Origin of the sequence: Paenibacillus barcinonensis (genome assembly GCF_003217495.1) — a bacterium.
GTDB lineage: Bacteria > Bacillota > Bacilli > Paenibacillales > Paenibacillaceae > Paenibacillus > Paenibacillus barcinonensis.
Window position 1 is genome coordinate 300,129 of the sequence record NZ_QJSW01000002.1, and the last position, 19,565, is coordinate 319,693.

Annotated in this window: 36 protein-coding genes and 1 pseudogene; 3 read left to right on the top strand and 34 right to left on the bottom strand. The window is 33.4% G+C overall.

The annotated features are described in order from the left end of the window. Positions 1-55: 55 nt before the first annotated feature. The 6 genes from DFQ00_RS04790 to DFQ00_RS04820 form a co-directional block, all read right to left on the bottom strand. Positions 56-190, bottom strand: a complete 135-nt coding sequence (locus DFQ00_RS04790; protein ID WP_110894688.1) for a cyclic lactone autoinducer peptide — start codon at positions 188-190, stop codon at positions 56-58. Beyond that, complete coding sequence (locus tag DFQ00_RS04795; protein WP_110894690.1) at positions 183-716, bottom strand: accessory gene regulator B family protein; 534 nt, start codon at positions 714-716, stop codon at positions 183-185. The genes DFQ00_RS04790 and DFQ00_RS04795 overlap by 8 nt, the downstream gene beginning before the upstream one ends. Next, complete coding sequence (locus DFQ00_RS04800) at positions 709-1,356, bottom strand: hypothetical protein (protein WP_110894692.1); 648 nt, start codon at positions 1,354-1,356, stop codon at positions 709-711. The genes DFQ00_RS04795 and DFQ00_RS04800 overlap by 8 nt, the downstream gene beginning before the upstream one ends. Positions 1,357-1,492: 136 nt before the next feature. Next, positions 1,493-2,506 (bottom strand): phage lytic cycle repressor MrpR family protein, encoded by a 1,014-nt coding sequence (locus DFQ00_RS04805; protein WP_110894694.1) that lies wholly within the window; start codon positions 2,504-2,506, stop codon positions 1,493-1,495. Continuing rightward, on the bottom strand, positions 2,499-3,818 hold the full coding sequence (locus DFQ00_RS04810; RefSeq protein WP_110894695.1) for a DNA sulfur modification protein DndB: 1,320 nt from the start codon (positions 3,816-3,818) through the stop codon (positions 2,499-2,501). The genes DFQ00_RS04805 and DFQ00_RS04810 overlap by 8 nt, the downstream gene beginning before the upstream one ends. A 429-nt stretch (positions 3,819-4,247) precedes the next feature. After that, positions 4,248-4,613, bottom strand: coding sequence for a type II toxin-antitoxin system PemK/MazF family toxin (locus tag DFQ00_RS04820; protein WP_110894699.1), 366 nt, complete (start codon positions 4,611-4,613; stop codon positions 4,248-4,250). A 239-nt stretch (positions 4,614-4,852) separates the two neighbouring features. On the opposite strand from DFQ00_RS04820, the gene DFQ00_RS04825 reads away from it, so the two are divergent. Then, positions 4,853-5,335 carry an RsfA family transcriptional regulator gene (locus tag DFQ00_RS04825; RefSeq protein WP_110894701.1) on the top strand — a complete coding sequence of 161 codons (483 nt, stop codon included), beginning with the start codon at positions 4,853-4,855 and terminating at the stop codon, positions 5,333-5,335. Between the two features lie 54 nt (positions 5,336-5,389). On the opposite strand, the gene DFQ00_RS04830 is transcribed toward DFQ00_RS04825, so the two are convergent. The 20 genes and pseudogenes from DFQ00_RS04830 to DFQ00_RS04915 all read right to left on the bottom strand — a co-directional run bounded on the left by DFQ00_RS04830 (position 5,390) and on the right by DFQ00_RS04915 (position 13,813). Continuing rightward, positions 5,390-6,121 (bottom strand): hypothetical protein, encoded by a 732-nt coding sequence (locus DFQ00_RS04830; protein ID WP_146236108.1) that lies wholly within the window; start codon positions 6,119-6,121, stop codon positions 5,390-5,392. Positions 6,122-6,204: 83 nt separating this feature from the next. After that, positions 6,205-6,453, bottom strand: a complete 249-nt coding sequence (locus DFQ00_RS04835) for a hypothetical protein (protein WP_110894705.1) — start codon at positions 6,451-6,453, stop codon at positions 6,205-6,207. Between the two features lie 42 nt (positions 6,454-6,495). After that, a complete protein-coding gene (locus DFQ00_RS04840; protein ID WP_110894707.1) occupies positions 6,496-6,693 on the bottom strand; it encodes a hypothetical protein in 198 nt (65 codons plus the stop codon). Positions 6,694-6,709: 16 nt separating this feature from the next. Continuing rightward, positions 6,710-7,072: a cyclic-phosphate processing receiver domain-containing protein gene (locus DFQ00_RS04845; RefSeq protein WP_110895428.1), complete on the bottom strand. Its 363-nt coding sequence runs from the start codon at positions 7,070-7,072 to the stop codon at positions 6,710-6,712. A gap of 24 nt (positions 7,073-7,096) precedes the next feature. Continuing rightward, positions 7,097-7,312 carry a hypothetical protein gene (locus tag DFQ00_RS04850; protein WP_110894709.1) on the bottom strand — a complete coding sequence of 72 codons (216 nt, stop codon included), beginning with the start codon at positions 7,310-7,312 and terminating at the stop codon, positions 7,097-7,099. A gap of 42 nt (positions 7,313-7,354) precedes the next feature. Continuing rightward, positions 7,355-7,615, bottom strand: coding sequence for a hypothetical protein (locus DFQ00_RS04855; RefSeq protein ID WP_110894711.1), 261 nt, complete (start codon positions 7,613-7,615; stop codon positions 7,355-7,357). A 779-nt stretch (positions 7,616-8,394) separates the two neighbouring features. Beyond that, positions 8,395-8,631 carry a hypothetical protein gene (locus DFQ00_RS04860; RefSeq protein ID WP_110894713.1) on the bottom strand — a complete coding sequence of 79 codons (237 nt, stop codon included), beginning with the start codon at positions 8,629-8,631 and terminating at the stop codon, positions 8,395-8,397. Between the two features lies 1 nt (position 8,632). Further along, entirely contained in the window at positions 8,633-9,025 is a 393-nt protein-coding gene (locus DFQ00_RS04865) for a hypothetical protein (protein ID WP_110894715.1), read from the bottom strand. 108 nt (positions 9,026-9,133) lie between these two features. After that, the gene (locus DFQ00_RS04870) at positions 9,134-9,469 is read right to left on the bottom strand and encodes a LytTR family transcriptional regulator DNA-binding domain-containing protein (protein WP_110894717.1); all 336 of its coding nucleotides are present in this window, start codon (positions 9,467-9,469) and stop codon (positions 9,134-9,136) included. 276 nt (positions 9,470-9,745) lie between these two features. Further along, positions 9,746-9,928: a hypothetical protein gene (locus tag DFQ00_RS04875; RefSeq protein WP_110894719.1), complete on the bottom strand. Its 183-nt coding sequence runs from the start codon at positions 9,926-9,928 to the stop codon at positions 9,746-9,748. A 277-nt stretch (positions 9,929-10,205) separates the two neighbouring features. Continuing rightward, positions 10,206-10,466 carry a hypothetical protein gene (locus DFQ00_RS04880; RefSeq protein ID WP_110894721.1) on the bottom strand — a complete coding sequence of 87 codons (261 nt, stop codon included), beginning with the start codon at positions 10,464-10,466 and terminating at the stop codon, positions 10,206-10,208. 54 nt (positions 10,467-10,520) lie between these two features. Continuing rightward, positions 10,521-10,712, bottom strand: a complete 192-nt coding sequence (locus DFQ00_RS04885; RefSeq protein ID WP_110894723.1) for a hypothetical protein — start codon at positions 10,710-10,712, stop codon at positions 10,521-10,523. 44 nt (positions 10,713-10,756) lie between these two features. After that, positions 10,757-11,059: a GNAT family protein gene (locus tag DFQ00_RS04890; protein WP_110894725.1), complete on the bottom strand. Its 303-nt coding sequence runs from the start codon at positions 11,057-11,059 to the stop codon at positions 10,757-10,759. 79 nt (positions 11,060-11,138) lie between these two features. Further along, the gene (locus DFQ00_RS04895) at positions 11,139-11,390 is read right to left on the bottom strand and encodes a hypothetical protein (protein WP_110894727.1); all 252 of its coding nucleotides are present in this window, start codon (positions 11,388-11,390) and stop codon (positions 11,139-11,141) included. Positions 11,391-11,422: 32 nt separating this feature from the next. Further along, a complete protein-coding gene (locus DFQ00_RS29035) occupies positions 11,423-11,599 on the bottom strand; it encodes a hypothetical protein (protein ID WP_167433603.1) in 177 nt (58 codons plus the stop codon). A gap of 34 nt (positions 11,600-11,633) precedes the next feature. After that, on the bottom strand, positions 11,634-11,783 hold the full coding sequence (locus tag DFQ00_RS29040; protein WP_167433604.1) for a hypothetical protein: 150 nt from the start codon (positions 11,781-11,783) through the stop codon (positions 11,634-11,636). A gap of 496 nt (positions 11,784-12,279) precedes the next feature. Beyond that, positions 12,280-13,035: an HNH endonuclease gene (locus DFQ00_RS04905; protein ID WP_110894731.1), complete on the bottom strand. Its 756-nt coding sequence runs from the start codon at positions 13,033-13,035 to the stop codon at positions 12,280-12,282. An 18-nt stretch (positions 13,036-13,053) separates the two neighbouring features. Then, positions 13,054-13,221, bottom strand: a complete 168-nt coding sequence (locus tag DFQ00_RS29045; RefSeq protein ID WP_167433605.1) for a hypothetical protein — start codon at positions 13,219-13,221, stop codon at positions 13,054-13,056. 40 nt (positions 13,222-13,261) lie between these two features. Continuing rightward, positions 13,262-13,399 (bottom strand): annotated as a pseudogene (locus DFQ00_RS29755) (ClpX C4-type zinc finger protein); the annotation flags it as partial. Positions 13,400-13,489: 90 nt separating this feature from the next. Then, positions 13,490-13,813: a hypothetical protein gene (locus tag DFQ00_RS04915; RefSeq protein WP_110894735.1), complete on the bottom strand. Its 324-nt coding sequence runs from the start codon at positions 13,811-13,813 to the stop codon at positions 13,490-13,492. 111 nt (positions 13,814-13,924) lie between these two features. Here DFQ00_RS04915 and DFQ00_RS04920 point away from each other — a divergent pair, with 111 nt between their 5' ends. Continuing rightward, complete coding sequence (locus DFQ00_RS04920) at positions 13,925-14,632, top strand: hypothetical protein (protein ID WP_110894737.1); 708 nt, start codon at positions 13,925-13,927, stop codon at positions 14,630-14,632. Between the two features lie 116 nt (positions 14,633-14,748). Here the strand turns inward: DFQ00_RS04920 and DFQ00_RS04925 are convergent, their stop codons facing one another. From DFQ00_RS04925 to DFQ00_RS04935, 3 genes are all read right to left on the bottom strand, one after another. Then, positions 14,749-15,096 (bottom strand): hypothetical protein, encoded by a 348-nt coding sequence (locus DFQ00_RS04925; protein WP_110894738.1) that lies wholly within the window; start codon positions 15,094-15,096, stop codon positions 14,749-14,751. Positions 15,097-15,133: 37 nt separating this feature from the next. After that, on the bottom strand, positions 15,134-15,400 hold the full coding sequence (locus DFQ00_RS04930; protein ID WP_110894740.1) for a hypothetical protein: 267 nt from the start codon (positions 15,398-15,400) through the stop codon (positions 15,134-15,136). Between the two features lie 149 nt (positions 15,401-15,549). Beyond that, the gene (locus tag DFQ00_RS04935) at positions 15,550-15,942 is read right to left on the bottom strand and encodes a hypothetical protein (protein WP_110894742.1); all 393 of its coding nucleotides are present in this window, start codon (positions 15,940-15,942) and stop codon (positions 15,550-15,552) included. 226 nt (positions 15,943-16,168) lie between these two features. Here DFQ00_RS04935 and DFQ00_RS04940 point away from each other — a divergent pair, with 226 nt between their 5' ends. Continuing rightward, positions 16,169-16,390: a helix-turn-helix domain-containing protein gene (locus tag DFQ00_RS04940; RefSeq protein WP_110894744.1), complete on the top strand. Its 222-nt coding sequence runs from the start codon at positions 16,169-16,171 to the stop codon at positions 16,388-16,390. Positions 16,391-16,594: 204 nt separating this feature from the next. Here the strand turns inward: DFQ00_RS04940 and DFQ00_RS04945 are convergent, their stop codons facing one another. The 5 genes from DFQ00_RS04945 to DFQ00_RS04965 all read right to left on the bottom strand — a co-directional run bounded on the left by DFQ00_RS04945 (position 16,595) and on the right by DFQ00_RS04965 (position 19,552). Further along, complete coding sequence (locus DFQ00_RS04945) at positions 16,595-16,804, bottom strand: hypothetical protein (RefSeq protein WP_110894746.1); 210 nt, start codon at positions 16,802-16,804, stop codon at positions 16,595-16,597. 43 nt (positions 16,805-16,847) lie between these two features. Continuing rightward, positions 16,848-17,510 (bottom strand): HNH endonuclease signature motif containing protein, encoded by a 663-nt coding sequence (locus tag DFQ00_RS04950; protein ID WP_110894748.1) that lies wholly within the window; start codon positions 17,508-17,510, stop codon positions 16,848-16,850. Positions 17,511-17,541: 31 nt separating this feature from the next. After that, positions 17,542-17,751 carry a hypothetical protein gene (locus tag DFQ00_RS04955; RefSeq protein WP_110894750.1) on the bottom strand — a complete coding sequence of 70 codons (210 nt, stop codon included), beginning with the start codon at positions 17,749-17,751 and terminating at the stop codon, positions 17,542-17,544. Positions 17,752-18,085: 334 nt separating this feature from the next. Then, the gene (locus DFQ00_RS04960) at positions 18,086-18,418 is read right to left on the bottom strand and encodes a hypothetical protein (protein ID WP_110894752.1); all 333 of its coding nucleotides are present in this window, start codon (positions 18,416-18,418) and stop codon (positions 18,086-18,088) included. A gap of 93 nt (positions 18,419-18,511) precedes the next feature. Continuing rightward, positions 18,512-19,552 carry a hypothetical protein gene (locus DFQ00_RS04965; RefSeq protein ID WP_110894754.1) on the bottom strand — a complete coding sequence of 347 codons (1,041 nt, stop codon included), beginning with the start codon at positions 19,550-19,552 and terminating at the stop codon, positions 18,512-18,514. Between the last annotated feature and the right edge of the window lie 13 nt (positions 19,553-19,565).

Here is a 19,565-nt window from a genome sequence, read left to right on the forward strand (position 1 = left end):
ACCTCATTTAAAATCAGCTCCCCATCCCTACAAGAAGAACAGGGAGCTTAATTTGTTACTTCATTTCTTCTGGTACTGGTTCATTATGAATCACAGTCCAGCTTGCGACATTGGCACCTACTGTCGCTACTGTCATAAATAAAAATCCTAGGGCAGTTACACCCATTCTAATCATTTTTGATTTAATCATTCTTTTCACCTCCCTTCAAGCGAATGAGCAGGAGGGACTGAACTAATAGAGCCGCACAAATTAGATAGTCATTTAACAAAAAACTCACTATTATCATGCCTATAGATATCAACTTTAAGTACTTAAAATGCTCCTTGAGAATCTTAGTTTGGTTCTCGATGTTCGACGGTGCGAAGATTGCCACCAACCCTAAACTTAATAAATTCATAAGCAGTGTGTAGTCACTTAAAAGATATCCAAACTTCGCAATAAGAGCGATTAAAATGGTTGAAATAACAAGACATACTTCAGGTTTTTTAGCGTGATACCCACCAGAAACCATCCTTAAAGATGAGAAAGCAACTAAGCATATTATTACTTCGCTAACGATATTTAGTAATAAGCCGATAATCAATAATAGTACTACAGGCGCAATGTTTGATATTAAGAATTTGATACCGTATCTCGTTATGCCTAATGGTGGCATTTCATCTGGAAATTTTTCAACCAGCCTAGTTGATATTCGTGTGGCGAAGCTATCAATCATACATTCCACTCTTTTCTTTTTTAATATCTATGTACATTAAATTTATTAAACACACTCCCCAGAACAAAATAGTCAGATATATATTTTCAACTGTTTTCACATTGTACAACAGCGCCATAATTACAATGGCAATGAGTGTGCTAAAAATGTTAATTTTATTTAACTTAATTTTGAAACTATAATCGTAGGACATAGTACTGAACCAGATTCTTTTATGTCTTAGGATAAGTGTAAGAACTATTAAAAATCCATTTGCTAACAGTTGCACTAGTGAGCCAAACTCACTTGATGCTTGTGTAAAGTTTAATCCTGAACTAAGCATAAACAATGCAACAACTGAGAACTGAGCCACTATTTGTGCCACAAAACCATAACATGCCAACTTGAAACTCTCCCATAATTTTATTCTAAAATAGAAAGTTAATGATAATACCAATAAGGCAAAACATAGCACTGGAACAAATCCTAAAATTGTCTCATACCCTTTAAGAAAGAAAGTTCCTATTGAAATTATTAAATTAGTTACTAGAATCTCTTTCCAGTAGTCTTTAAAGCTGATCTTGAAACAGCCAAATGCAAACATAAATATTGTTATTCCATCCATTAGACTCATTAGCGCATACACGATATCGTTCTTCATCTTACTGTCTCCATCCTGTTATGTAGTATTTAGTACACAAAGATAATATGTATTTCTTGATTTAAATATAACATGGTCTCTATCAAGAGTCAACAGTTAAAACAACAAAAAAAGAATAAAGTTTGCACTCTATTCTTTAAAGGTTGTACACTTTTTTAATTGTTGGAACATTCAAGAATTCTGACTTCATGGAACCGTAATGATACAGGCCATTTTTATCCTTTTTAATGTTGTAATGATCACAAACAATACTGTATTCTTCTTCTTCTAGCTTCCCACGTTCAACGTATAGATCCTTTGCCATCTTAAGCATTCCGCTATTTCGAACATTTACAATAGTTAGAAGGGGTAAGTTGTGCCACTCAGCAATCTTAGATAGTCTCATTGTTACTAAGTAAATTGATGCTGGTTCTTCAACGCCTTGTTTGATACTAGAATTCACAGCGGATCTAATAATATAGTCGTTATCAATCAAATTATTGTGAGTAACTTTTGTACTGGGTACTAAGTTGCCATTGTTCTTAATATATTTATCTTCTTTATTTGCTATCCTGAGGATATTATACAGATATCCTGTTATAGTTATCTCTCTGATTTCTTGACCATTACGAGATTCGTTAAATAATTTTATCTTATATTTATCTATTTCATCTGTCTCAGTTATATGTTCCATTTTCATACTGAGTAATTCACTATTCTCTCGTCCCATTATACCTTCAAACAATGATTGAACCACGGCTTTATCTTGAAAGTTTAAGCAGCCTTCTACTACGTTTTCTATATCCTCTTCAGTAAATAAAGTTTGTCGACTATCATCCACAAACTGACTATACCATTCAAAAGATGTTACCGCATTTAGTGGATTAATATTATCTTTACGTAAGTCTTGTTCTATGGCCCAACCTATGTAGTTGTTGATAATACTTCCAGCCTGTTGCAAAGATGATACTTTTGTAGACTTTAATAAATATAGAAATTGCGATATTTCTTGAAGATTAAAATCATATAGATCTTTATCAAGCTTTTTTTCCATTATAGAAACTCTTTTTAATACTCGACCATATGCCTTTTTAGTAGCTTCGCTTAAATTTTGAAGATATCTGTCTTTTTGTTCTTTATTAAAAAATTCATCATCATATATTTTATTCACTCTTATCGCCTCCAAAAACATTTACAAAATAATCAAAAAGTTTCTCACGAATTCTTTTGTTGCCCGTAAGAGATTTCTTTGCATTCAAAAGTGGCACAAATTCATCAGCATTTTTACTAATAGTATCAATATACTTCTCTATTTCATCAAAATCAATTTCATTGTCTTGCATATATCGAGACAATACAATGTAGCCAATAAACATTAGTGGATGACCCATGAACTCGTTTTTTCTTTCATTGATGTTCTTTGAAAACTCATTGGGGTAACTACCTGCAAGATAAACAAAAAACTCGTTTAGATACTTTGATATCTTTATGACATCTAATTGTCTTTCAATTGTATAGGAACGATCAATTGCATATGACATAATATCAAAAGTTGTTAGATCTCCAGCTAAATAACTAACTGTGCTGCCTGAAGCAATTTGCTTTCCGATTTCAGATTTACGCTGAAGGTCTGCTACTACTTTATCAGACATTCTTTCTTGTGCTAATTCTTTTCTTCTTTCTTTATTTAAAACATTGATTGTATTTAACTGACTAAAGAAACGTTTTGCAGTCTCTTCGTCATAAACTCTTATTGATAATATTTCGTGTAATTCAATGTCTGGATTAATACTGAGAGCAGCGATAAACCCTTGTAATCGATGAAAACCATCGAGAATAGATACAATTGCACCATCATTTATGGTTAATGATTTAGAGTTAGTGTCATAACTAACAGGCTCAACTTCAGTTGAGTACACGTTCAAAGTAATCATGTCCTCAAAGTATTGATTTTCAGACACTTTGGATGCAATTCTTTTCACACTAGTCTTATTAACGATTGGTGTTTTGACTATTCCACCTGATTTATTTTCTTTATATGTTACTCCACGTTGAGTCTCTTCCTCATAAATTATGAGCTGGCTCTCAACCATTTTTACTAATTCTTTAATATTGATTTTAGTAACATAGCTATCGAACTTAATTTCAATAACCTCTTTAATTGTGAGCGGTAAATATAATTTATATTGATCTTTATCTTTTAATGTACGTTCAGCATCTCTTATTTCTCTTACACCAAAATACGTTTCTGGATTGGGATTTGAATTGTCTGCATCATGCATTGCAGATACTATACCTATCAAGTAGTGTGCATCAAATTCAGATATCACTTCTTCATTCTGGGAGATTTTTTGCACCATACCAAAAGGTACATTATAATCAGCAAGTTTTAAATTAAGCTCATATTGTTTTTGTCTGGAATTTTGAATCAACTTTAAATTTTCTAATACTTCTTTTTCAATAATGTTACGATCTACTTTCATATGTACTCACCTCTAACAAACATTATAGCACATATAGTTAAAAATAATACATGTACCAATATCAAAGTGCTATAATTTCGAGGAAAAATGTTAAGAAACTATTATGAATATACTACACAATTCAACCCATTGCAAAATAAGAAAAAGCCTCAATTAGAGACTTTTATCATTTAACCATTTATGTAAATCTAAATTTGTTTTTACTACTTTATTCTCCTGTATGTCGTAAATTCTATAACCATTAAACAAAAAATTATTTAGCTCATGTGGTTTTTCCGTTCCTAAATTGAGACACTTCCAAGTTTCAACTTTCAACTCTTTATCATAATCTATAAGCTTCATTAACCAGTATCTCTTCATGCTCCACCTACCTTAACAATAGTATGTAAATTATATTTGTGTTAATGGTATGTGACAAGCGGTAATAAATTACAACGAAAGAGATAACTGTAGTGCCTTGTTAATTGCATTCCCAAAGTGTCTAGGTAGTTCGGCAATCTTAAAATCAAGCTGATCTTTTGATACAGTCATTATCTGTTCCAACAAAATGATACTATCGTCATATAGCCCAATCTCTTCTTTTTCTACTTTTACATGTGTAGGCATAGGCTTTTTAACTCTGCTTGTTACTGGTGCAACAATTACTACTGGACTATATTTGTTACCCATATCATTTCCTAATACTACACATGGTCTCTCTCCGCTCTGTACACTTCCTTTGTTTCTACCTAAGTTCACATTCCACATATCTAAGCGCTTTACGTCTTTCATCATTCGCTCCATTGCTACCGCCATCTCAAACACTCCTTATTAATTATCTTCTTAATCTATATGTACCACATTCAATGTGTTTTTAAACTACAAGTTCTATATAAGTATTATAGTTGTATTATAAAATTAAAACAATACGGAACGTTTGTTCTGTCAAGAACTTTTAGTAGCCGACTAAAATATAACTTGCTTCGGCGAATAACCTATTGACTTTTAGGATATATATGGTATTAAGACTAATCAAATCAATTTGAGGTGTGTAAATGAAAAGAAAAGATGGATGGAACGTCGATGATGATAATTTATTAGCTAGCACGGTACTAATGTACATCGAATCTGGCAAGACTCAGTTGAAAGCCTTTGAGGATGTAGGATTAAAACTTAGTAGAACCTCTGCTGCCTGTGGGTTCAGGTGGAATTCAACTGTAAGGCATAGATATATCAAAAGTATTGCTGAGGCAAAGACTCATAAAATAAAAAGAAATTATAAAAAGACGTATTCAAACGAAGAGCTGTCAATTGATAGTATTATCTCATGCCTTCTGGCTCTTAAGGATGATCTACAGCGCGCTGAGATAGAGAAGAGTATAATTAGTAAGAAGATACAGAACGTATCATTAGAAATCAATGCTAGACGTTCTGAAAGGCATTTAGATGCTTTGGCAAATAAAGAAGCCCTTTCATTATTATTGTCTAAAGCTGCTGAGCTTGGGCTGTTTGAACATAACAAAAAACCCGCCATTTAATTGGTGGGTTTTAGTATTTGTCTCTATGTGAAACCTACATTTGATTAAATATTGCTAATCCCTCTGAAGTTTATTGGGGTATATCCAACTGGATTCATCAAGTTGAAATTCATACAAGACTTCTTCTTGCCCATCATTAATTATTTTACATATGTCTTTTTTCTCAGGTAAGCTATGAATATAATGCACTTTCTCATTACTTAATGTACTGTATTCTACTTTCACTTCGATGATTTCAACAGTATCACCAACATGTGCATTAATTGGAACAGTAGGTATGAAAATCTCAATACCCTTTTCAAATACACCGATATCGACTTTAAAGTTTCCAAGGTTCCCTTCCGAAGTTTTAGTCTGTAAAAACACTCTACAGTCCAGTATCACTTCGGGATTGCCATAATGTGATAGCTTGAGGAAACTGGTGTTAAATGCATCAGATGCGCCCGTCATTGTATTTAGACTATCAACTAACTTTCTATAGCCTTCTGTCTCAATTATTCTACTGTTTTCATGTGTTTTAACATTCTTCAGTCGCAAATTACTGTTAAAGTCATGAAGTACAATGTATGAACGGTTGTCTCTTTTAAGTCGATCCTCTTCTTTCTTTTTTTGAACTAATTCGTCTTCTTTGTCTTTTTTCCTCTGAATATGCTGTTGATAAAGAGCAATACAAACCGCTGAAATTAAACCGACATAGTTAGCAAAGAATCCCAACCAAGCGTTTTCATCTGCATTCACTCCCGGTGCTTGCCATGAAAACAAAGCATAATTCAATACAACTGGCAACCCTATAATCAATAGAATTAAGTAAACAAACCGCTTCAAAAAATCACCATTCCTCTTTCTCAAAAATACGTTAAACTTGCATTTTACTCAGAATCGATCTTTGTCCATCGCGTTTGATTGCCCATCTTGTTGTAATCCATATCAAACAATCTTTTTGCACCAGCTAATTTATCATGCCACAAACCTTCTATAAGTGAATAGGAGCCATCATCGAAGCATTTTTGGATTTCAATATCGTATCGTTCTCCTAATACTTCCGAATCCACCCTGGTTATTATTGCTTTATAAAAGAAATCCTCATCATCAAAACTAACTATTTTCTCCCATTTCATAACCCACCCTCCCTCTCCTCATGAAACATGCCTTTTACTTGCTTAATCACAGAATTCAAATCTGAACATAAAAAATTCATCATGTTCATACTGTTTGTATTGATTGTCTTTGGTTGCAATCACATGCTGATTATTGAGGTCATCAATGATCTCAATGCCGTACTCCTTAACTTGAAATTCATATTCCTTTCCAAGTGTAAACTCTTCATCGCGTCTATCATGAACATATTTGACTTTCATCTTACTACTCCTCTCGTTACTCCCCAGAATGCTTATTCACCGTTATCGAATAATGGTATATCTCAATATCCTCTGCAATGAACTCTCTTCGTTGAGCTGCTAACAACGTCTCATACATGTTCTGTCGTCCTACAGGATTGTCGGTATGTATATATATCTTATCTGCCCTCAATCCATGCTCACAGAAATACTTAACCAAGTCATATCCATTGGGTAACTCTACACCATCTACATCCTCGCCCAGATCGTGGTCTAATGTAAGAATAGCCACCTTTCTAGTCTCAAGTATATGTATGGCTTCATAATATGTACGAGCGACCACGAAGCCTTCTGGACAGTCTCTGAGGTCATCTACGTAGAGGTTAATCTTATCTGTCATGGTCGCACATCCTTCCATATACAATCATCTTATCTCCATATCTCTACGATCAATGTATTGCTTGTAGTCACGTACATATAACTTATTGTCTGAGGCATCATAGAAATACTCTATATTTTCATTCAGAAAATTTTTTTCCACATATATAATTGAATAAAAACCAACATATAAGCTACTATCGTTAAAGTCTTTCACAACCGAAATAACTTTATCTGTCTCAACTTCATCTTTCCTTGGCATTCGATTCTCATCTCCTTCCCTATAAACACATCTTTTATCGTTTTACAATGTAGCATCATAGAACTCTGATATAGATACATTGACGTGTTCCTGAAATTTACCAAACGTTTCTTTAAAGTGTTTCATGAGATAAACTTGTGATTTATTAAATATTTCGTCTTCAGTTAACTCTTCATCAGAAGGAACCATAATTCCCCCTTCATATTCTTTAGAGGGTATTTCGTAAGTAACAACATAATAGTATCTTGCATCCCCCTTAAACTCAGAAGATCTATCTTCTGGTATAGGCGAGTATTCCCACATAAAACTTCCTCCTTCATGCTTTATGTTCGTTATAAAATAGCCATTTGATCAGATCTTTACCAACTGTTACCCAAAAGATTATAGGATTTAAGAATTATTCCTAACACCCCACAACCAAAACCTCCCAGTAAGGTAAACCCTATGCATAGTCCATATGCAAATTTAAAACCCTCATCTTGTATGTTCCTAAAATTCTTAATTAACAGCAATCCTATGATTAAGGATATGCATGTCACAAATACCCATATCAATTGAGTAATAATATGCACTCCCCTATCTTTACGAAATAGTTATTTTACTTACTGTTATTCTTTATGTAATCGTCAATAGCTTCATTTACCCTCTTTTTGTGTTGATTTTTTCAATTAATAGATACTAAAGGGATCTGGAGATGAAAGCAGAATATACGCAAATACGGTAATAAGCAGAACATATCCCGCAACACCAAAGTACTTCTTCTTTTTAAACGATACAATGATTCCAATCAGTCCAATAATTATTGCAACTAAAGACCAAGCATCATTTAACATAAGCATTGAAATCCCCCCAAATTATTGTTTAATTTTAATTTTTTGTTTTATTTACAAGCCTATTAGACCTACGCTTAATAAAACGAAACCCACACCACAAAGAATTACGTCTTTCGCCATGTAGCTGTAAAATCTACCAAAGAAACTGATGAAGAAGGAGATAAAATTCAATCCAAACATTGCTAGACCTATCACACATAGACTAATGAATACATAGTCCATCTACTCACCCCAATTTCAAAATGAAGGTTATTCAAACAACTCTAAACTGTCTTTGTATTCTTTTCTCTTTTTCTTACTATACTTCAGATCAATATTGTATTTACTGCGAAAATGTTGATCATAGTCTTCTGCTTGTTCTTTGGAGGCACAATACTCCGATTCCATTTCAAATTGAGTTCCGTCATCATTTTTTACTTGTACACACCATAACCGGATGTTCCGATCAAACCAAACGTCTGTCCATGTCGGCATTTGATCATTCATATTAATTTTCTCCTTGAATAAGGTTCATTTTCAATAACTGAGACGTGAAGCCTTTCGCTCTTTTTAGGCCAGCTTCGTTTTTATCACCAGTCACAGCATTCAATGAAGATATCTCAAGTAAAGCGCCATAAGTGTGGAATTCATCCCACTTCTTTCTTGTATTCTTTACGCTTCTGATGCCATATTCAGCAAAGTCATAATCGCTCTCTATTGAGCTCAATTTAAGTTTAATGTATTTTGGAAAATTGGAAATAAACTCTCTAGCCGATTCTTCGCTTTCAAATCCTTGTAAAGTAACTGCCCCATTTAACTCAACAGCTTCTAATATTGCCTTTTCTGTTTCATCTATTTCATTCTGATAGCCCCTCGATGTAATTTTACTATATGGTTTCATGCTACCTCTCCTCCTTCTATTAAGTTCGAATGAAATAAACCTTTCACAATCTTATGTATATCACCACTATATTGATACTTTTATTATATAGTAGCAATGAAATATACACTACTTGGAATTGTTCAATAGTACGTCTATAGCTTTAAATCCCAACTTCGACACGGGTGCCTGTTTCCCGTTTTCAAATTCAGCAGACATTGAAATGTTGTTCAGTCTCTTTACTTTGATTGGATTGACGTAAGTGGCTCTATCCGATTTCACAAAATATCCCTTTACGTTTAAGTGTCTGATCAATTCAGAGTTGCTTAACATCTGATAATCATTTTCCTCTGTAGTCACTTTAAGAACCGATCCATTTATTCCACCTCTAGTAACATAGAAAATATCAGAAACATTTACGGTTTTAACTTCATTTGTCGCAGTATCAATTACAGGGACTATCATATAGGTTCACCTCATGTTAAGTTTATGTAATTATGTTCCATCACGGCGTTGCTCGTTACAGTACTTTATCTCTTTTAACTAACTCAATCTTACCACAATATATAATAATATGTCAATATTATCTTTGTGTAATAAAAAAAGACGGAGGGTTACCCTCTCGCCTTCGAATATGTATTATGATCTCTGCTATATATTTCAGCAGCCTCTTTTAAGCTCATCCACCTACCATCATGGTCTTGTACCCACATAGATCCGTCTGGAAGACGTTTGCCTCGTTTATACACTGTAGTAGTAAGCCTCCCCTGTCTGAGCGATACGCACATCTACAGCTTGTTTTAGATCCATGGTCAGAGAGTACACTCTGTCCATGAGGATGTGAGCAATAGTATTTTTACAGCGCCCTTGTTCTTCTACTGTTTCGATTACCTCATTGTTTACGATGATATTGTATGTGTTCATTTTATTATCTCCTTTATTATTATATATTATTTTTGTATTTAATAATTTCCTTAGAAAGACTTATTTCATCAGCCTATTCATAATTTCATTCGACTTCTTTATGGCAGCATTCATTTTTTCTGTTTGTTCTTTGGATGGAATACAATTGCCTTTTCCACACCAAGGAGTTTTAATTGAGGGATTGCACTGACACATTGATTAAATTCAACTCCCTTCGAAATACTTCTTTTATTCCGACCTCATGCCTTTTGACAAAACATCATGAATTATTATTATTTTATCTTTTAAAAAAAGTATCAAGTGCCTCTAATACTTGCAAGAAGCCCCCATCGTTTACGAATTCCTCTTCGAGTAGCGCCACACCCCATCTATCAAACGTCTCTGGAAAGTCAGCTCTTAAACAATACTGAAAGTCTGTCCTGTGATATGGCTCAATTAGTTGAATATATAAATCACTACTCTTCAAAACGGTAACACCTTGTCTTGTCCACTTTTCTGTCATATTGTACTTTGATGATAAGATCTTAAGGTAGTCCATTGCTTCCCTCCCCCATTAAGATGAAAGAATCCTTTTACCAAAACCTGTGCTATTTCATTCATTAAATGAAACTATATATTTAGGATTATTTTTCAAGCTATTGACATATCCATAACATGATTCTTTATCAAGATAATACTCCTCTAATTCTGGAATCCTAAAGCCAGAGCCGCTATCCCATACATTTACTACCCAATCCTCTTCTGCATTTGAGAATTTGATCGATACATTCAATTCTCTTTTCATATGTCATCTCCTTATGAAATAATCTATTTACGCACTCTCAAATCTTATCCTAAGATCACAAAACTATTAGTGTCTTCAATAAATATCGCACCAATTTTTAACCAGAATCGTTTAGATGAATCAATTGCTTCTCCAGTTAGGATACTTATATTTTTAATTGATTTTAGATTTTTAATCACTGTTCTACCATATCCCTTTTTTTCATACTCCTCATAAATTTCGAGGTTAGATATAAATAGAGTGCCATCTTTAATTTTATAGTGAATTGTTCCAATTTCAGTGCGGATGCTATCCACAAAAATCTTATAGAATCCTTTGATTCCTGAGTATGGTTTTAGATACATCATTACTCATTCCCTCTTCTGAGTTCTCCGTTTTATTTACAGTTTCATTTTCTTATGAAATATTCATTTCATTTACTACAAATTACTCACTTAGAAGCTCCTTATACTGAGCTATGGCTCTATCATATACAATTAATTTACTAATGCATGTATCGATAAAAACTGCATTGCCTTGAAGCCCATCAGATTCATATAAAACTTCACTGTTGTCTACTTTACTTTGCAAACTTTCTATCTTATTACGAACGCTGTTCAAATGGTCATTCAATTTAAGGAGCGTATTCTGTTTTTCTGTTCTCATAATCATTAGATTAATTCTGATACGTTTTTCCATTCTATTTTCTACTCCCTCATGAAAGGATCATTTTACTTCCACCAATCTTTACCGTACTCTTTTTCTAAATGAGCACCAAATTTTATGTACATATCTTCAATTTCCTGAAATGAATTATCGTCTCTTGTCTCAGGCATACTTTTTAATTCATGGTATCTTTCGCTAATCAGATTATACAAAATTACTTTTTCTCTAAAGATCAATTCCATCACATTTCAACTCCCTATAAAATTATAGTATCATTCAAACTGCAACTTGCTCCCGTGTAATAATAATGACATCATCATCTTCGCACAATTCCTTAAACATGTCTCGCTGCTCTTCAGTTGGAAATCCATATGTATTCTCAGTAATCTTACCAAAAATTTTCTCAATGACAACCACTTGGTACATTGTGATCACCTCTTCTATTTGATAATCTTATTGTACATCATATTTATTGAATTGTAAAGTATTATCTTTGTCTTTTAAATAAAAAAGAGATGCTTTTTAGGCATCTTTAATTATAGTGTATTTATTATTGTGTTTTTATAAACTCTATATAATGCTTCTTACATCTGTCTCTCATAAAAACTTTCTTTCTACAACTTTTCAAAATGCAAACATTGTAATCGTACTTAGTTAGATCCTCTTTAGACTTGAACATAGCCACCTTCACCTTCTTGACTGGAGCATTTCGTTTAGGGGTTTTAGATAACTTTTTCTCTAAAGAGACCAACCTACGTTCTTCGCATACTAAGCACAGATCTGATTCAGTATCATTGCTCCTATAGTTGCTACAAGAGCTCTTTGAACATTTGATGAGAATATTATCCATGATGTCCACCATCCAGTAAGTTCTAAGTTGTCTACATAATTATTCTAACACTGAATGATCTTCTGGGTAAAATTAATCTTTCTTAGGGAGTTTCCTTTTCCTTTTTATGTATTTAGCGTAGTCATATCTAATCCATAAATAAATTTTATAATATCTTTCATATAGAAACGAACTATGTGTATCAACGTTATACCAATTATTAAATGAAAGCTCACCCTTACTGGAGTTGCAAATTGCACAAGCAGGAACACAATTTTTCAAATCATTACGCCCATCATTGATTAAATGATCTTTATGTAAATCTTTCTTAGTTTCTAATTTATTTTGCTCCCATGTCTTTCCGCAATACGCACATCTGAAATTGAAATATTGTCGGCATTCATCCCACTCTTTAGGTGTTATTTCGTGTTTTTTATTCTCTCTTTTGCCTCTATAGTATCGAGATTTGTCTGGATTCTTTCTCTGCCAGCTTAAATAATAACCGTCTAGTCTTTGTTGTTTTGCATGTTCTCTCTCAGACTGTCTCCATTTTTCACTCGTGTTTCTTTGATGTTTATTATACTTCCTTTTACGCTTCAGATAGTAATCTCTATTTTCCCAGTGCCATTTCATTTGTTTTAAATTTGCACAGCTAACACAACAAGGATTTAGCCCATCAATTTGATTACCTTTATTTTGATAGAAAAATTCTTTAGTTGATGGGAGATATGTGTTGCATCTATTGCATTTTTTATGATTAATATAATTAATTATTTTATGTGTTTCATTCCACTTCTTACTCCTTCTCTCTTCTGTACGTAGATCTTTTTCTTGTTTACTCATAGCCATAGCTGTATGTATATTCTCCTATCTTTGTTTGTTCTCATATGCTCTAATCTTCTCAACAGCTTCAATATATCTACTCATGTAAATTGGTGAGACTCCAAGAGATCCTATTTTAACTGCCTCTTCATGATCTTTTATATTTTCTTTGAGTTTTTGATCGAGTAGCTCCATTAAATCTTCATGACTCATCTCTAGTAGCTCCTTCAGTAGCCCCATCGTTATCGTCTCCCTCTTCTAAAATCTCGTTACATATATCTACGCACTCATCACATATGTATACATTTGATCCAGTAACCAACTTAAAAACCTCATTTTGACTCTTCCCACAAAACGAACAGTGAAGAACTGGCTTACCTTGAAGTTTCAATAGCTGATCATACTTCTGCGCTTTATCAACAATAGTATAAATTGTCTTTTCATCGATATTCATCTTCGTGTCTTCCCTTCTATTTGAAATTCAACTTTCATAACGACTTAGCCACATTTCAAATTCATACTTCTCTGGATTGAACGCTCGATCTATCTCTCGTTCTGAGCGAACAGGACGAAATCCAAAATCCAAATACTGATAAGGTTTGTAACAATAAAGATTATTTTTAAGACGTAAAAAAGTGAAGCCATTACTGTTAGTGAATGTATTTTTATCGAAACACTCCAGACAGAATTCTCTAGTCCTATGACTGACTCCTATACCAATATTATCAGTCACTCCTTCTTTATAACCTTTGACTTTTAAAGTATTACAAACTTCACATTTTTCTATTTCTACAATTTGAAACATTGGCTTCATCTCCTTGTAAAATAACTGTTTTATCAGTTTATTTATAAAAACTTAACAGACAAAATTAAATCTGTTAGAATCTTTTATAAATACATAATCTGGGGGATCAATGTGGTAAAAAAGAAAAACATACTTGGCATCATTTTAATTTTAGGTTGTATAACATTAATTTCATCATCACTATATTCAGAATACAAAATAAATAAACTAGAAAATTCGTTTGAGAATGAACTTGATGCTTATGTTAATCTGAATCTAACGCCAGCAATTAATTACTTTGAAGAATATAGATTAGAAGGTGATTATTTAAACACATTCATACTTACTCTCAATAAAGACTTTGATGTACTTAGTCTTAAAGAGAAGTGGGATTTTTTAAAGCCGTTAATGAATGATTATGACAGTCAAAGAGAACGCCTCTTGAACGTTCATAATCTTTGGGAGGGCAGTCTAAAGTTAGGGATTTCTAATCAGTCAGATATAATTGTAAAGACTTCAAATGGTGAATATGAATACTCTTCCGTCGATTCTCTAAGAGAACCAACCGGAAAACTTCATTTGAGTTCTGATTTCGAAGAACCGATTAATAATTTTGCCAAAGTAGTTGAGCAAGGGTTCAGAAGCCCTCCACCCCCTGGAAACCAAATTGGACATGGCATGAGCCAAATAGAAGTCCAGCGTCTACTAGGTGACCCTGATTCAATTAATCGAAAGATGGCTGGCGATATAATAATTGATCACTGGTATTACGGAGGAACTTATATTCTCTTTCAAGATGGCATAGTAAAGCAAATGTCGACTCATCATATTTACAAGTAATTCAATCGTACATTATCAAGCGGAACTCATTGTGGAGTATTGTAACTACAATCGAAAATCCGCTTTTTATTTCGTTTTACCAGGTGAAAGTGAAATCCTGCATTCACTTAAATTTATTAACACGAATAACCTCTGCCATTTTTAAGATGAGTTTTGTATTCATCGTCTACATCATTGAGTGAATCAATAAAACTCCGTACTCTTGCCACAGCTACCTTACGTTTTTCTAGTTTCAGTCTATACTCAGGATTGTTTTTGCAAGTGTAGTACTCATCCAGTTCTGATTTTGAGAAATTCGGAATCCAATTGATAGCCTGACCGCACAAGAACGTTCTTGTTTCCCACCGTTGGCCATTGGTATGTATCCTTATTGTCTTACTTAATATGTCTCTTTCAATTTCTTCACCAACAACTGTAGAATCTCCGCAAACTGGACACTTGCTTTCTTTCAAGTGTTTCAGCATTTATTATTCATCTCCCTCTTCTAAATGAAAACTGTAGTTACTCAGAATCATCTATATTATTTCTTACAAACTCTTTAATCTCTCCAAGTATTTCGTATTGCCAACGAGAAAAATCATATTGTTCCCCATAGCGCTCACAAGCTTCAGCTTTAGCAATTACTACTTTACCTTCCCATTGATCAAATCTGTGAATGGTTTGCCAATCATTAAATACTCTAATGACTGTATTCACTCTCTCCCTATTACTATTCCACCAGTCAATGTCGGTGTCAGTATCCAGTTCCTCAATAAGTTTAAATATCAACTTCAATCCTCCATTTCAAAATGAAATCGTTGTTTCATATTATCTTTATGTAATTAACTTTCCAGCACATTGTTTCCTCTGCTTCATACCCAAATTATACATCTGACTATATATATTGTCAATATTATCTTTGTGTTTTAAGCAGGGTATCAAACTTTCGCTAGTATACCCAACACCACTCCAAATCTAATTGTTTTATTCTCACTCCACAAAATGAACAGATCGCTAAATATAACCCCGTATAGCTTCATCTGTTCCACATGAGAAGCTGTTATAGATTCGTTAAATAGATCGCTCAAAGTTTTTACGGGATTTTCTTGAAACTCTTGATATATTGTATCAGTTACAATAGAATTACTTTGATATAATTTTCTGAATTGATACAATACTCTATGGATATTCAGCTCTGAATAATCATCATCTAGACGCAAATAAAACTCATCAATCACTTCATGAGTCTTCAGTATTGTCAGGATGTTTGATTTTAATATTGTAGCCTTTTCGCTGATCTCTAAGAGATCAAACAATGATTCTATTGTCATAGATGAATCTCCTTATGTATGTTTTACTTTGCTGCCTTGGAGGTCATTTAACTTTTGTGCTTCATGATACTTAACAGTTCAGTTTAATCAACTGCTAGTTAAGCACTCTCTATAATGAGGGTGCTTTTGTTATGCCTATTTTCTGTTACCCAAACGGTAACACACATATTAATTTAAACCAAATACTGTCTGTTGTCAACTGAATTTGTATAAAGGGGGATTCTCTATGGTTTCTCGTAGATTGAAGATTCATTTAGGAAACTTACTTGATAGCAAAGATATTTCAGCTAGGGAGCTATCAAGACGCACAGGCGTTCGTCATGTGACGATAAGTAAGATTATCAATGGTGAAGCTATATACATATCGATTGAAAATATCGAAAAGATCTGCATTGAGTTAGATATTGACGTTAATGAGATAATGTCCATGATTAAAGAAGATGAATAGGAGCACGTTAATTTGGCTTGTAGGTAATTGTTTGGCTCTCATAGCTTACCTGTTATATGTTCTTACAGATTTAATTGAGTATGTATATTTTGTTTTGACTTGCGCACTAATTCTTTTAATCCTCTCCATATACTCAATAATCAAAAAGAAATAAAAAAGGAGCTGCTTAAATATGCAGACTCCTCTTCTTTATGTACAAGTACTTTAAATTGATTTTTTATTTCTAATCCAAACCAGCACCTTTTCACTTACTTCGGTGTCAAACCATCCCCATTCGGCTGCTAAGTGCTTGATGTCACTGGGCAACTGTTCGTGAATATTCTTAATAGTATCTTCAGACGGTACTCTGTTATAGGTGTCTACATAGCAATCGTTAATCACAGAGTTCCTATCGTGTGCTTCCATATCCTTCATTCATGCATCTCCATTCTTTATCAAAGTAACATTTCGTAAAGATTCATTCTGTGGATGTCATCCAATCTGATTTGACCCAGTTGATGATTCTTTCCAGTCTTTCTAAAGTAAATATCTTATTCAAGGGATTGTACCATTCAATAAAATCTCTATCATGTTTACTTGAATTACACTCTCTACAAGCTGGAGCACAGTTGTCAATAAAATTATTACCATCGTGATTAACGTGATCTTTATGTAACTGCTGTCCAAAATTGTTAAGATGCACAAAATAATCAAATCCACAATATGCACAAGACCATTCAAAATAATCTAAGCAAGCTTCCCATTCTTCTTTTGTTATTTCATGTTTATGCTTCTTGGAACTATAGAGCTTTAATTTATCAGGATTTTTCCTCTGCCAATCTTTTTCTTTTCCCGCTGCTTTTCTTTTTTTGTTACTTTCCTTGATGGTCGAAATACTCTTATCTGATAAATTTGAATTATAATATTTCATCTTCGTCAGGTAGTATTCTCTATTTCCCCCTTGCCAATCAACCTGCCTATTAATCCTACAGACTTTACAAACCGGATCATAATAAATCCAGTTTCCTCTTCTTTTTGAGTATTTCTTTTGCGAGTAAAATTCATTCAAAAGTTTTTCCTCTTTACAATCTTTGCATTCTTTGGCTTCAGAAAAATTTATAATCCTCAATGCCTCCTTCATCTAAATTTGTAATCGTAATGATATTAAAATTTCATTCAGATACATAGAAACTAGCAAAACCCATTAACTCATCAATAGAATATACATCAGACAGCACAACATTTTGGCGCTGACCATTTTTCCAAACTTCCACCTTCGCCCATTCAATTTTTTCGACAATTTCTTTCATATGTACTAATTCATGTTTGACACTTACCAACCCGTAGTCTTTAGAAAAAATAAGAAAACTCACAATTTCCATCGTTATCGCCTCCATATAATATTATCTCATGAACCTAAAGTTCAATGGAATACCCAATCTGTCTTCAATTGTTCTGATCCTTTTCTTCAGATTTATTCTTTCTTCCCAGTTTAAGTTGTCATTCATTAGATAATCTTCCTTGAGACTTTTCAGTAGATCTCTTGCACTCAATCCTAACACCTCTCTATGTATTATCATCTCTATCTAATGATAATTATACAACAATAAATATACATATGCAAGTATTATTTTAGTGTTAATGATGATAAAAGTCTTGTTTGCGAACAAAAAAGAGCCCCATCAGGACTCTTAGTCTATATGTGATCGATCACTCTTAATCTTGATAAAGGAAACTTGGATCTGCCCACATCCGTGATGGTGAGCTGAGTTCACGTTGTTCAATACTTTCAGGAGTTTGAATGTGCCCATATAAAGTACCCTGAATAGTTTCTCCCGGTTCCACAAGTGAAATATCTGCCCAAATAGTATTATTCAGAGTTGGATCTTCGGGGAAAACGTCTTTATCATTGTTTAGTTTACTTTCCTTATCTATTGCAATAATTGCTTCATTCTTTGTTTCCCAGCTTGAAATAACTTTATTGAAGTTTCCCAATACTACAAAGTAATCAGATTCGTTAGTGAATTCATATTTAATTTTGCTTCCCAAAGATATCATCTCCTATAACAATTGTATGACAAGTATAGAGCATACCCCAAACAAAGACAATGTGGTTAGTTTAAGCGACATGAAAGACTGGTTTTATTTGGTCTCTATGACACCATTTTTTATCACATACTTCTTCGTGTCTTGAATTTCAGTATGAGTATTATCAACTACTTTGCTACTGTTAAGGATCTGGGAAATGAATCTCAGTTTATGTTCTAAATCGGACTTTTCTTTTTTTAGTTTACTATTTAACTTGGTTTTGTTGTTCAGTTGAGCATCTTTTCCTTCAAGTAGAACTTCTTTCAACTTAAGTTGATTCTTTAAATCGTTAACTTCTAATCTTAACTCATTGATTTGAGACATAAGATTAGATTCTATTTTAACATCTCTCAAGACAGTCTCTAGATGAGTTGTTAAAGCCAAAACTACGTCAGAGTGCTGTTGTGTCGAATTGTTCTCCGAAGGCGTGAGACTTTCGTATGAAGGTTCCAGATAAATCACATTATGTTTAACTATATAGTCCTGTAGAGAACCATATTTCCTTTTAATTTGATAATACTTCTGTTGAACATTATTTGCATTTCTGTTTAATTTTCCTGCTGCTATCCTTATTGCATTCATTTTTGTCTTACCTTTTCCCACTTCTTCATTGACCGTTTGATTAAGAACGTACAAGTCATTGTCAGTCCAATTTCCAAGGATTTCAGTTTTAATCTCTTGTGGTGCTTCCTCTTCCACTTGAAGTAAGTAATCACGTACCTTGATAGCAACTTTGCTATCTCTCAAAAGCATCCCAATTCTTAATACGGCCTTCTTGGTTAGCAGTTTAACAATGTGTTGCCCCGGTGACAAGGCTTTTGACAAGGTGTCAAAACCCTCTTGCTTACTTGAAATTGTCCTCACATTGTCTTTCTTAAATTCAGCATTATGTCTAGAAAGTATCTGTGCTACAACGCTGTAGTCTACCTCATAAAATTCTGAAGCCATTTTCACAGTCATGCTTTCTCCATCGGGAAGAAGTATTACCTTCTTAACTTTATCAAGCATGCTAACCTTGTTTATGTATTGTTCTCTAAAGTTTGTATTCTTGTTTTCAATAAACTGATCATGATCCAACTGTAATGCTTCATTCATTTTTAAAACCTCC

Coding starts and splice junctions, on each gene's coding strand:
- DFQ00_RS04790 (WP_110894688.1), bottom strand. CDS start 190: ATGATTAAATCAAAAATGATTAGAATGGGTGTAACTGCCCTAGGATTT.
- DFQ00_RS04795 (WP_110894690.1), bottom strand. CDS start 716: ATGATTGATAGCTTCGCCACACGAATATCAACTAGGCTGGTTGAAAAA.
- DFQ00_RS04800 (WP_110894692.1), bottom strand. CDS start 1,356: ATGAAGAACGATATCGTGTATGCGCTAATGAGTCTAATGGATGGAATA.
- DFQ00_RS04810 (WP_110894695.1), bottom strand. CDS start 3,818: ATGAAAGTAGATCGTAACATTATTGAAAAAGAAGTATTAGAAAATTTA.
- DFQ00_RS04820 (WP_110894699.1), bottom strand. CDS start 4,613: ATGGCGGTAGCAATGGAGCGAATGATGAAAGACGTAAAGCGCTTAGAT.
- DFQ00_RS04825 (WP_110894701.1), top strand. CDS start 4,853: ATGAAAAGAAAAGATGGATGGAACGTCGATGATGATAATTTATTAGCT.
- DFQ00_RS04835 (WP_110894705.1), bottom strand. CDS start 6,453: ATGAAATGGGAGAAAATAGTTAGTTTTGATGATGAGGATTTCTTTTAT.
- DFQ00_RS04840 (WP_110894707.1), bottom strand. CDS start 6,693: ATGAAAGTCAAATATGTTCATGATAGACGCGATGAAGAGTTTACACTT.
- DFQ00_RS04845 (WP_110895428.1), bottom strand. CDS start 7,072: ATGACAGATAAGATTAACCTCTACGTAGATGACCTCAGAGACTGTCCA.
- DFQ00_RS04850 (WP_110894709.1), bottom strand. CDS start 7,312: ATGCCAAGGAAAGATGAAGTTGAGACAGATAAAGTTATTTCGGTTGTG.
- DFQ00_RS04855 (WP_110894711.1), bottom strand. CDS start 7,615: ATGTGGGAATACTCGCCTATACCAGAAGATAGATCTTCTGAGTTTAAG.
- DFQ00_RS04860 (WP_110894713.1), bottom strand. CDS start 8,631: ATGAATGATCAAATGCCGACATGGACAGACGTTTGGTTTGATCGGAAC.
- DFQ00_RS04865 (WP_110894715.1), bottom strand. CDS start 9,025: ATGAAACCATATAGTAAAATTACATCGAGGGGCTATCAGAATGAAATA.
- DFQ00_RS04870 (WP_110894717.1), bottom strand. CDS start 9,469: ATGATAGTCCCTGTAATTGATACTGCGACAAATGAAGTTAAAACCGTA.
- DFQ00_RS04875 (WP_110894719.1), bottom strand. CDS start 9,928: ATGAACACATACAATATCATCGTAAACAATGAGGTAATCGAAACAGTA.
- DFQ00_RS04880 (WP_110894721.1), bottom strand. CDS start 10,466: ATGGACTACCTTAAGATCTTATCATCAAAGTACAATATGACAGAAAAG.
- DFQ00_RS04885 (WP_110894723.1), bottom strand. CDS start 10,712: ATGAAAAGAGAATTGAATGTATCGATCAAATTCTCAAATGCAGAAGAG.
- DFQ00_RS04890 (WP_110894725.1), bottom strand. CDS start 11,059: ATGATGTATCTAAAACCATACTCAGGAATCAAAGGATTCTATAAGATT.
- DFQ00_RS04895 (WP_110894727.1), bottom strand. CDS start 11,390: ATGGAAAAACGTATCAGAATTAATCTAATGATTATGAGAACAGAAAAA.
- DFQ00_RS29035 (WP_167433603.1), bottom strand. CDS start 11,599: ATGGAATTGATCTTTAGAGAAAAAGTAATTTTGTATAATCTGATTAGC.
- DFQ00_RS29040 (WP_167433604.1), bottom strand. CDS start 11,783: ATGTACCAAGTGGTTGTCATTGAGAAAATTTTTGGTAAGATTACTGAG.
- DFQ00_RS04905 (WP_110894731.1), bottom strand. CDS start 13,035: ATGGCTATGAGTAAACAAGAAAAAGATCTACGTACAGAAGAGAGAAGG.
- DFQ00_RS29045 (WP_167433605.1), bottom strand. CDS start 13,221: ATGAGTCATGAAGATTTAATGGAGCTACTCGATCAAAAACTCAAAGAA.
- DFQ00_RS04915 (WP_110894735.1), bottom strand. CDS start 13,813: ATGTTTCAAATTGTAGAAATAGAAAAATGTGAAGTTTGTAATACTTTA.
- DFQ00_RS04925 (WP_110894738.1), bottom strand. CDS start 15,096: ATGCTGAAACACTTGAAAGAAAGCAAGTGTCCAGTTTGCGGAGATTCT.
- DFQ00_RS04935 (WP_110894742.1), bottom strand. CDS start 15,942: ATGACAATAGAATCATTGTTTGATCTCTTAGAGATCAGCGAAAAGGCT.
- DFQ00_RS04940 (WP_110894744.1), top strand. CDS start 16,169: ATGGTTTCTCGTAGATTGAAGATTCATTTAGGAAACTTACTTGATAGC.
- DFQ00_RS04945 (WP_110894746.1), bottom strand. CDS start 16,804: ATGAAGGATATGGAAGCACACGATAGGAACTCTGTGATTAACGATTGC.
- DFQ00_RS04950 (WP_110894748.1), bottom strand. CDS start 17,510: ATGAAGGAGGCATTGAGGATTATAAATTTTTCTGAAGCCAAAGAATGC.
- DFQ00_RS04955 (WP_110894750.1), bottom strand. CDS start 17,751: ATGGAAATTGTGAGTTTTCTTATTTTTTCTAAAGACTACGGGTTGGTA.
- DFQ00_RS04965 (WP_110894754.1), bottom strand. CDS start 19,552: ATGAATGAAGCATTACAGTTGGATCATGATCAGTTTATTGAAAACAAG.